The 8,964-nt window shown below is 74.2% G+C and carries 7 protein-coding genes and 1 riboswitch; all 7 genes read right to left on the reverse strand.

Annotation, left to right across the window (positions count from 1 at the left end; translation table 11 throughout):
* Position 1: 1 nt before the first annotated feature.
* The 7 genes from AB0E14_RS34465 to AB0E14_RS34495 all read right to left on the reverse strand — a co-directional run bounded on the left by AB0E14_RS34465 (position 2) and on the right by AB0E14_RS34495 (position 8,605).
* Positions 2–1,441: a cobyrinate a,c-diamide synthase gene (locus AB0E14_RS34465; RefSeq protein ID WP_362427577.1), complete on the reverse strand. Its 1,440-nt coding sequence runs from the start codon at positions 1,439–1,441 to the stop codon at positions 2–4.
* The gene (gene cobO, locus AB0E14_RS34470; protein ID WP_362427580.1) at positions 1,435–2,043 is read right to left on the reverse strand and encodes a cob(I)yrinic acid a,c-diamide adenosyltransferase; all 609 of its coding nucleotides are present in this window, start codon (positions 2,041–2,043) and stop codon (positions 1,435–1,437) included. Before cobO ends, AB0E14_RS34465 begins: the two co-directional genes overlap by 7 nt.
* Positions 2,043–4,076 (reverse strand): putative cobaltochelatase, encoded by a 2,034-nt coding sequence (locus AB0E14_RS34475; RefSeq protein ID WP_362427583.1) that lies wholly within the window; start codon positions 4,074–4,076, stop codon positions 2,043–2,045. The genes cobO and AB0E14_RS34475 overlap by 1 nt, the downstream gene beginning before the upstream one ends.
* 205 nt (positions 4,077–4,281) lie before the next feature.
* Complete coding sequence (locus AB0E14_RS34480) at positions 4,282–5,790, reverse strand: cobyric acid synthase (RefSeq protein WP_362427586.1); 1,509 nt, start codon at positions 5,788–5,790, stop codon at positions 4,282–4,284.
* The gene (locus tag AB0E14_RS34485; RefSeq protein WP_362427589.1) at positions 5,787–6,788 is read right to left on the reverse strand and encodes a cobalamin biosynthesis protein; all 1,002 of its coding nucleotides are present in this window, start codon (positions 6,786–6,788) and stop codon (positions 5,787–5,789) included. The genes AB0E14_RS34480 and AB0E14_RS34485 overlap by 4 nt, the downstream gene beginning before the upstream one ends.
* A 54-nt stretch (positions 6,789–6,842) precedes the next feature.
* Positions 6,843–6,925, reverse strand: a riboswitch (cobalamin riboswitch).
* 180 nt (positions 6,926–7,105) lie between these two features.
* The gene (locus tag AB0E14_RS34490) at positions 7,106–7,327 is read right to left on the reverse strand and encodes a hypothetical protein (RefSeq protein WP_362427592.1); all 222 of its coding nucleotides are present in this window, start codon (positions 7,325–7,327) and stop codon (positions 7,106–7,108) included.
* Between the two features lie 12 nt (positions 7,328–7,339).
* Positions 7,340–8,605 (reverse strand): inorganic phosphate transporter, encoded by a 1,266-nt coding sequence (locus AB0E14_RS34495; protein ID WP_362427595.1) that lies wholly within the window; start codon positions 8,603–8,605, stop codon positions 7,340–7,342.
* Between the last annotated feature and the right edge of the window lie 359 nt (positions 8,606–8,964).

Here is an 8,964-nt window from a genome sequence, read left to right on the forward strand (position 1 = left end):
CTCACGCGGCCGGCCCGTTCCCGCCGTGCCCGTTCCCGCCGTGCCCGTTCCCGCCGTGCGCGTGCCGGCCGTGCCCGTTCCCGTCGTGTCCGGTCCCGCAGTGCGTGACGAAGCGGGCGGCCGCCTCCGGGGCCCCGGCCCAGTGGGTGTGCACATAGCTCGCGTGCACCCCGCCCTGGGCGAACCCCTCCAGGCGACGCACCGGCTGCCGCAGCCCCCAGGCCGCCTCCGCCCCGGCGCCCGGCTCGATCACGGTCCGGTGGAACTCGTGCCCCCGCATCCGTGCCCCGGCCGCCGCGAGCGGGCTGTCGCTGACCGCGACGGCGTCCCGGTACCCGAGCGTGAGCCGCTCCGACATCCGCGCCTCCGCGTCGAGCACCCCGCACATGGGACGCCCGTCCAGCGAACGGGCCAGGTACAGCAGCCCGGCGCACTCGGCGGCGATCGGCGCCCCGGAGGCGGCCAGCTCGGAGACGGCCTTCCGCAGCGGCTCGTTGGCGGACAACTCGGCGCCGTACATCTCGGGAAACCCGCCGCCTATGACGAGCCCGCTCGTCCCCTCGGGCAGCGCCTCGTCCCGCAGCGGATCGAAGGTCACCACCGCGGCCCCGGCGGCGGTGAGCAGTTCGGCGTGCTCGGCGTACGAGAACGTGAAGGCGGCGCCGCCGGCGACGGCGACCACCGGACGCGCCGGCCCGACGGCGACCGGGGGCAGGGCGCCCACGGGGTCCCAGGCCTCTCCGGGCAGCTCCGGCGCCGACCGCGCAAGCGCCATGAGCGCGTCCAGATCGCACCCGGCCGCCACCTGCTCCGCCTGCGCGGCGACCGCCTCCACCGCGGCGGCCTGCCGCTCGGCCACCGGGACCAGGCCCAGGTGCCGCGACGGCGTCGCCACGGCGGGCGCCCGCCTCAGCACGCCCATGACCGGCACGCCCGACCCGCCGAGCGCCTCGCGCAGCAGGTGCTCGTGCCGGTCGGAGGCGACCTTGTTGAGGATGACCCCGCCGATCCGGACCTCCGGGTCCCACGAGGCGAACCCGTGCACCAGGGCCGCCACCGACCGCGACTGCGAGGACGCGTCGACGACCAGCACCACGGGCGCCCTGAGGATCTTCGCCACCTGGGCCGTCGAGGCGAGTTCGCCCTGGTCGGCGGCCCCGTCGTACAGGCCCATGACGCCCTCGACCACCGCCAGGTCGCAGCCGCGCGCCCCGTGCGCGAAGAGCGGCGCGACCATCCCCGTACCGCACATGTACGCGTCGAGGTTGCGGCCGGGGCGCCCGGTCGCGAGCGCGTGGTAGCCCGGGTCGATGTAGTCGGGACCGACCTTGTGCGGGGAGACGGCGAGGCCACGGCCCGCGAAGGCGGCCATCAGGCCGGTCGCGACCGTGGTCTTGCCCGCGCCGGAGGACGGCGCGGCGATGACGAGACGTGCTACCACTCGATGCCCCGCTGGCCCTTCTGACCCGCGTCCATCGGGTGCTTCACCTTCGACATGTCCGTGACGAGGTCCGCGAAGTCCATGAGCTCCTGCGGCGCGTTGCGGCCGGTGATGACGACATGCTGCTGTCCGGGCCGGTTCCGCAGCACCTCGACCACCTCGGCCGTGTCGATCCAGCCCCAGTGCAGCAGGTACGCGAACTCGTCGAGGACGTAGAACTTGTACTTCTCCTCCGCGAGGTCGCGCTTGACCTGCTCCCAGCCCTCGCGCGCCTTGTCCTCGTGCGACTGCTCGCCCTCGGCGACCTCGCGCTGGATCCAGGACCAGCCCTCGCCCATCTTGTTCCAGACGACGGTGCCGCCCTTGCCGGTCTCGCCGAGCGCCTTGAGGGCGTTCTCCTCGCCGACCTTCCACTTGGCGGACTTGACGAACTGGAACACCCCGATCGGCCAGCCCTGGTTCCAGGCGCGCAGCGCCATCCCGAAGGCCGCCGTCGACTTCCCCTTGCCGACGCCGGTGTGCACCATCACCAGCGCGCGGTTGCGGCGCTGACGGGTGGTGAGACCGTCGTCCGGTACGACGGTCGGCTGTCCCTGCGGCATCAGGCTGCCCTCCTCGTTGCGTGCTGCTCTGCCTGTACGTTCCTGACGAGACCGGCGATCGAATCGGCGCGCAGCTCGTCCAAGGTCACGGCGGTGCCGCCCAGTTCACGGGCGAGGTTTCCGGCAAGACCCAGCCGTACGGGACCGGTCTCGCAGTCCACGACGACGGCCGCCGTGCCGTCGGCGGCGTGCAGCCGCGCGGCGCGGGCGGCGAGCGCCACCGGGTCGGCGCCGCCGCCGGTCGCCCGGCCGTCGGTCACGACGACGAGCAGCGGCCGGCGCGAAGGGTCGCGCAGCCGCTCGACGCGCAGCACGTCGTGGGCCTTCAGCAGCCCCGCCGACAGCGGCGTCCGGCCGCCCGTCGGGAGCTGTTCCAGCCGGGCCGCGGCGGCGTCCACGGACGAGGTCGGCGGCAGCGCCACCTCCGCGTCCCGGCCCCGGAAGGTGACCAGACCGACCTTGTCGCGCCGCTGGTACGCGTCGAGCAGGAGCGAGAGCACCGCCCCCTTCACGGCACTCATCCGCTGCCGGGCCGCCATGGAACCGGAGGCGTCGACGGCGAAGAGCACCAGGTTCCCCTCCCGGCCCTCGCGGGTCGCCTGGCGCAGGTCGTCCCTGCGGACCACGAGCCCCGGTCCGCTCCGGCCGCGCGCCTTCTGGTGCGGGGCGGCGGCGTGCACGGTCGCGGCCAGGTGCAGCTTGGTCAGCGCGCCCCGGGGCCGTACGGAGCCGGTGGTCCTGCCGTGTTCGGTACGGGCCCGGGAGCGGCGGCCCGCCGCGCCCTCGCCGAGACCGGGCACGCTGAGCATCTTCGTGCGGAACGGCTCGGCGGCCTTGACGGCGGCGCGTTCACCGGCGCCGGACGGGGCCTGCGGTGCGGGCGCGGGTGCCTCTTCGGCGCCCGCGTCCTGCGGAGCCGTACCCTCAGGCCCGTCGCTCTGCGGCGGCACACCGCCCCCGCCGCCACCCGGGCCGCCGGGACCGTCCGGACCGGGATCCGGGTCCTCGTCGCCCTCGTCCTCGCCCTTGAACCGCTCCAGGGTCTCGTCGAGCTTGTCCTCGTCGAGCCCGGGCGCGTCGAAGGGGTTGCGCCGCCTCCGGTGCGGGAGCGCGAGCAGCGCCGCCTGCCGGACGTCGTCGGAGTCGACCTCCGCACGCCCGGCCCAGGCGGCGAGCGCGGTCGCCGTCCGGGCCATCACGATGTCGGCGCGCATGCCGTCCACCTCGAACGCGGCGCAGGTCGCGGCGATCTGGAGGAGGGCCGCGTCCCCGAGCACCACGCGCGGCAGCAGCTCGCGCGCGGCGACGATCCGCTCCCGCAGCGCGCTCTCCTCGCCGGCCCAGCGCGCCGCGAACGCGGCCGGGTCGTCGTCGTACGCCAGCCGGCGCCGCACGACCTCCACCCGCTGCTCGGGCTCGCGGGAGGCCGCGACCTCGACCGTCAGACCGAACCGGTCCAGCAACTGCGGCCGCAGCTCGCCCTCTTCGGGGTTCATCGTGCCGACGAGCAGGAAACGGGCCGCGTGCCGTACGGAGACGCCCTCGCGCTCGACGTACGAGGAGCCCATGGCGGCGGCGTCGAGGAGCAGGTCGATCAGGTGGTCGTGGAGGAGATTGACCTCGTCGACGTAGAGGATCCCGCGGTGCGCGTCCGCGAGGAGGCCGGGCTCGAAGGCCTTCACGCCCTCGGCAAGCGCCCGTTCGATGTCGAGCGCGCCGACCAGCCGGTCCTCGGAGGCGCCGACGGGCAGCTCCACCATCCGCGCGGCGCGGGCGTCGGCGGGGGCCGCCTCGTGCGGACCGTCCGGGCAGCCGGGGTCGGGCGCGCCCGGGTCGCAGCTGAACCGGCAGCCCGCGACCACCGGCACCTCGGGCAGCAGGTCCGCGAGCGCCCGTACGGCCGTGGACTTGGCGGTCCCCTTCTCGCCCCGCACGAGGACGCCGCCCACCGCCGGGCTCACCGCGTTGAGGAGCAGCGCGAGGCGCAGGTCGTCCATGCCGACGACGGCGGTGAACGGATACCGGGTGCTCATCGTGGGGTCCTCTCTTCGAGTTCGGTTCGCTGATGGGTCAGAGGGCTCTTCGGACCGGTGGCCGCCGACGGCGAGGCACCACCCACGAGGGCCACCCGCAGGCTGCTCTCGAAGCCGCACGGGTGGTGCGGGTGGGAAACCGAGCCCGGCCGGAGGCCGGGCGCACTCCCACCGGACCGTGCACGGCCCCGCACCCGCCGCCCACTCACGGCGCCCCCGGCGGCACGAACGGCAGCCCCGCCGGCGCCCCGTGCTCGATCAGCCGCAGCAGCGCGTCCGTGTCCGCGTGCTCCTCGATCAGGTCGCCGAGCCGGTCGAGCTGCTCCTCGCGGAGCGCCCCGAACGACGTGTCCGGCGCCGGTACGAAGCGCCGCCCGGCCGCCGCCGCGACCTCGCGCAGGAACGCCCGGCGGAAGCCGTCGCTCTCCAGCGAGCCGTGCCAGTGGGTGCCCCAGACCGCGCCGACCCGGCAGCCGTCCAGGAACGGATCGCCGCCGAGGACCTCGGCGACGCCGTGGTGGATCTCGTACCCCTCGACCCGCTCGCCGAGCGCCTCGCCGACCGGCCGCGCGAGGGTCTTCTCCGCGGCGAACCGGACGCGTACGGGCAGCAGTCCGAGCCCGTCGACCGTGCCGGCCTTCGACTCGACCTCGTCCTCGATCCGCTCCCCGAGCGCCTGGAAGCCGCCGCAGACGCCGAGCACGGGACGGCCCTCCGCCGCGCGCCGGGCGAGCGCGTCCGCGAGCCCGCGCTCGCGCAGCCACGCCAGGGCCTTCACCGTGCCCCGGGTGCCGGGCACGACCACCAGGTCCGCGTCGACCAGCTCCTCGGCCCGGTCCACGAACCGCACCACCACGCCCGGTTCGGCCGCCAGCGCGTCCACGTCCGTGAAGTTCGACATCAGCGGCACCGCGCACACGGCGACCCGCAGCACGTCCTCGCCGACCGGCGGCGCCACGACCGACTCGCGGACGGCGCCGCGCAGCGAGACCCGCAGCCCGTCCTCCTCGTCGATGCCGAGCCCGTGCGCGTACGGCAGCACCCCGTACGTGCGCCGCCCGGTCAGCCCGAGCAGCATGTCGAGGCCCGGCTCCAGCAGGGTCACGTCGCCGCGGAACTTGTTGACGAGATAGCCCGCGACGAGCTCCTGGTCCTCGGGCGCGAGCAGCGCCGTCGTACCGAAGAACTGGGCGAACACCCCGCCCCTGTCGATGTCCCCGACCACGAGCACCGGGAGCCGCGCGGCCCGTGCGATGCCCATGTTCACGATGTCCGTCCGCCGCAGGTTGATCTCGGCCGGACTGCCCGCCCCCTCGCAGATCACGGCGTCATACGTGCCCCGCAGCTCCTCCAGGCACGCCAGTACCGGCTCGAAGAGCTGCTTCTGCCGCCCTCCGTGGTAGCCCCTGGCGCTCAGCTCGCCGACGGGCTTTCCCATGAGCACGACCTGGCTGGAGCGGTCGCTGCCCGGCTTCAGCAGGACCGGGTTCATCAGCGCGGTCGGTTCGACGCGCGCCGCCTGCGCCTGCATGGCCTGCGCCCGGCCGATCTCCGCGCCCTCCCGGGTCACGAAGGAGTTCAGGGACATGTTCTGGCCCTTGAACGGGGCGACCTTCACACCCTGCCTGACCAGCCAGCGGCAGATGCCCGCCGTGACGACGCTCTTGCCCGCGTCGGACGTGGTCCCGGCGACCAGCAGCCCCCCGCCCCTCATGCCTGCCTCCGCTTCACCGCACGTGTCCCAGGTGTCTTCTCCGCACGCGCCCTCAGCGCGCCCGCCGCGATCCGTCCGCCCACGCAGACGGCCAGCGTCAGCGCCGTCACCCGGCGCGAGAGCCGGACCGCCCGCTCGATGTCCGCGACCTCCACGGCCCGCCCCTCCCCGTTCAGCACGGGCCGGTGCTCGATCCGGCCGCCGTACGACAGCGTCCCGCCGAGCCGTACCCCGAGCGCCCCCGCGAACGAGGCCTCCACCGGGCCCGCGTTGGGGCTCGGGTGCTTCTCCGCGTCCGCCTTCCAGGCGCGCACCGCCCCGCGCGGATCGGCTCCGGCCAGCGCCGTGAGCGCGGCGGTCAGCCGGGCGCCCGGCCAGCCGGCCACGTCGTCGAGCCGGGCCGAGGCCCAGCCGAAGCGCCGGTACCGCGCCGACTTGTGGCCCACCATCGCGTCCAGGGTGTTCACCGCCCGGAAGCCGACAAGGCCCGGCACGCCCGCGACCGCGCCCCAGACCAGGGCGCCCACGACGGCGTCGGAGGTGTTCTCGGCGACCGACTCGACGACCGCGCGGGCCATCGCGGGACCGTCCAGGGCCTGCGGATCGCGCCCCACCAGATGCGGCATCCGCTCCCGGGCCACCTCCAGGTCGCCGGCCGCGAGGGCTCCACCGATCGCGCGGGCCTCCCGGCCCAGGGTCGTCCCGCCGACCACGGCCCAGACGGCGGCCGCGGTGAGCGCGGCGGAGGCCCGGGGACGGTCGCGTACGGTCCGGGCGGCCAGCGCGGCGGCGCCCGCGGCGCCGGTGACACAGACGGCGGTGTGCAGCGCGCCCCACCCGCGGTGGTCGCGCCAGAGCAGTCTCTCGACGGCCCCCGCGGCGCGCCCGAACGCGGCGACCGGATGGCCGCGGCGGGGGTCGCCGACGATCAGATCGGCGGCCAGACCGGCGGCCGCGCCGTATGCGAATACACCAGTGGCAGCAGTGCGGCCGGGCATGGCGCTGTGTCCTCACTCAGGGTCCGCGCCCTGGCTCGACGTGACCGGCGGCGAGAGTTCCTGGCTCCCGGGCGCCGACTTCTCGGCTCCCCGGTCACAGTGGCGGGACCGCGCCGGATTCGCACCGGGCTTCCTCTGCTTGCCGCCGTAATGGCCCCGGAAGTCCACCACGTGTGCGAACACCCGTCAACTCACGCTTGACCTGCGGCGGGACAGTGTGCGGAGCACCACACGGCCCCCGCGGGGACCCCGGAAACGCGACCGGGCGGGCCGCACCCGAAGGTGCGACCCGCCCGGCCGGTGGAGCGGGACCGTCGTCAGACGACGATCAGGTAGATGCCGTACGCGACGGCCGCGGCGCAGAGCGCGAAGCAGGCGTACGCGGCGGTGCGCGCCAGGGCGGCGGAGCCTCCCTGGGCGGCGGCCTCCTCCTGCTTGGAGAGGCCGACGATGCCGAGGGTGAAGAGGCCCACGAGGGCGACGGTCGCCACGAGGCTGACTCCGAAGACGGAGCCGAGAGCTGCCCAGTCGATCTTCATGTCTCTGTTTCCTTACACCGCGGCCGGGGCGGCGGGGGCTGCCGGGTCCGTGGGAGCCGGCGAGGGGATGGTGGTCTTGAGGTCCTCGTCCGCGACGGCGGCGATGGAGCCGGCCGTGGCCGGCGGGGTGACGGCCGCGATGGCGGTGGTCACGACGCCCGCGGGCTCGCCGTCGATCTCGTCGGCCGTGACGTTGTGGTGGTCGACCGGCTTGCGGCGGGACAGCGTCCAGATGACGGCCGAGCCGGCGACGAGGAGGACCGCGACGGCGGCGATGCCCCAGTCGCCCTGCTTGGTGAGGAACTCGGCGCCGGCGCCGACCAGGCCCGCGGCGGGCAGCGTCAGACCCCAGGCGACGAACATCCGGGTGGCGGTCGACCAGCGGACGACACCGCCCTTGCGGCCGAGGCCCGCGCCCATGACGGCGCCGGAGCAGGACTGGGTCGTGGAGAGCGAGAAGCCCAGGTGCGAGGAGGCCAGGATGACCGTCGCGGCGCTGGTCTGGGCGGCGAAGCCCTGCTGCGGCTGGAGGTCGGTGAGGCCCTTGCCCATGGTGCGGATGATGCGCCAGCCGCCGAGGTAGGTGCCGAGCGCGATCGCGACACCCGCGGAGACGATGACCCACATCGGGGGGTTGGCGCCGGGGGCGAGCACGCCGCCGGTCACCAGCGCGAGGGTGATGACACCCATCGTCTTCTGGGCGTCGTTGGTGCCGTGCGCGAGCGAGACGAGACCGGCGGACGCGATCTGACCGGCGCGGTAGCCCTTGGCCTTGGCCTTGGTCTCCTTCTTGGCGCCGATCTTGTACGTCAGCTTGGTGGCCGCCATCGCGGCGAGTCCGGCGACGAGCGGCGCGGCGATCGCGGGGATCAGGACCTTGCTGACCACGGTCGAGCCGTTGACGGCGGACCAGCCGGCCGACATCACGGCGGCGCCGATGAGTCCGCCGAAGAGGGCGTGGGAGGAGCTGGACGGCAGACCCAGGAGCCAGGTCAGCAGATTCCAGAGGATGGCGCCGACGAGCGCCGCGAAGATCACTTCGGTACGAATGCCCTGTTCGTTGATGATCCCGCCGGAGATCGTCTTGGCGACCTCGACGGACAGGAACGCGCCGACCAGGTTGAGCACGGCGGACATCGCCACCGCGGTCTTGGGCTTGAGTGCACCGGTCGAGATGGTCGTCGCCATCGCGTTGGCGGTGTCGTGGAAACCGTTCGTGAAATCGAACACGAGAGCTGTCACGACCACAATCGCGAGCAGCAGCGTGATGTGTTCCATTTACCCAGGCAATCGTTTGACGTCAGTGGCTGGACGAACGTAGGCAACCTGAGTGAACGGAAGATGAACTGGGTCGGGCGTTGCGGTGTCCCAAATCAAGGTCTGAGCGTTCCGCTTGAGCCGGCCGAGGGCTCCCCGTGAACACCCTGTCCACGATGTGGGCATGTGCGACCCCGGGTAATCCCCACCGTCACCGGGTGCGGGGGAGGACGTCCGCTTTCTCCCGGCTCGCCCGTGTCAGTCCGTGGACGGATCGGCGACTCCGCCGGGCACCCCGTCAGCCCACCGGGGGACCCCGGAACGAGACCCATGTCACTCTCCCGGGGGCTGCCACCGGACGGGTTCGTCCGGTGGCAGCC

Origin of the sequence: Streptomyces sp. NPDC047981 (genome assembly GCF_040653315.1) — a bacterium.
GTDB lineage: Bacteria > Actinomycetota > Actinomycetes > Streptomycetales > Streptomycetaceae > Streptomyces.

What these genes read in the sequence shown, in the direction of transcription:
- AB0E14_RS34475 (WP_362427583.1), bottom strand. Translation starts at nt 4,076, where the DNA reads ATGAGCACCCGGTATCCGTTCACCGCCGTCGTCGGCATGGACGACCTG.
- AB0E14_RS34480 (WP_362427586.1), bottom strand. Translation starts at nt 5,790, where the DNA reads ATGAGGGGCGGGGGGCTGCTGGTCGCCGGGACCACGTCCGACGCGGGC.
- AB0E14_RS34485 (WP_362427589.1), bottom strand. Translation starts at nt 6,788, where the DNA reads ATGCCCGGCCGCACTGCTGCCACTGGTGTATTCGCATACGGCGCGGCC.
- AB0E14_RS34495 (WP_362427595.1), bottom strand. Translation starts at nt 8,605, where the DNA reads ATGGAACACATCACGCTGCTGCTCGCGATTGTGGTCGTGACAGCTCTC.
- AB0E14_RS34490 (WP_362427592.1), bottom strand. Translation starts at nt 7,327, where the DNA reads ATGAAGATCGACTGGGCAGCTCTCGGCTCCGTCTTCGGAGTCAGCCTC.
- cobO (WP_362427580.1), bottom strand. Translation starts at nt 2,043, where the DNA reads ATGCCGCAGGGACAGCCGACCGTCGTACCGGACGACGGTCTCACCACC.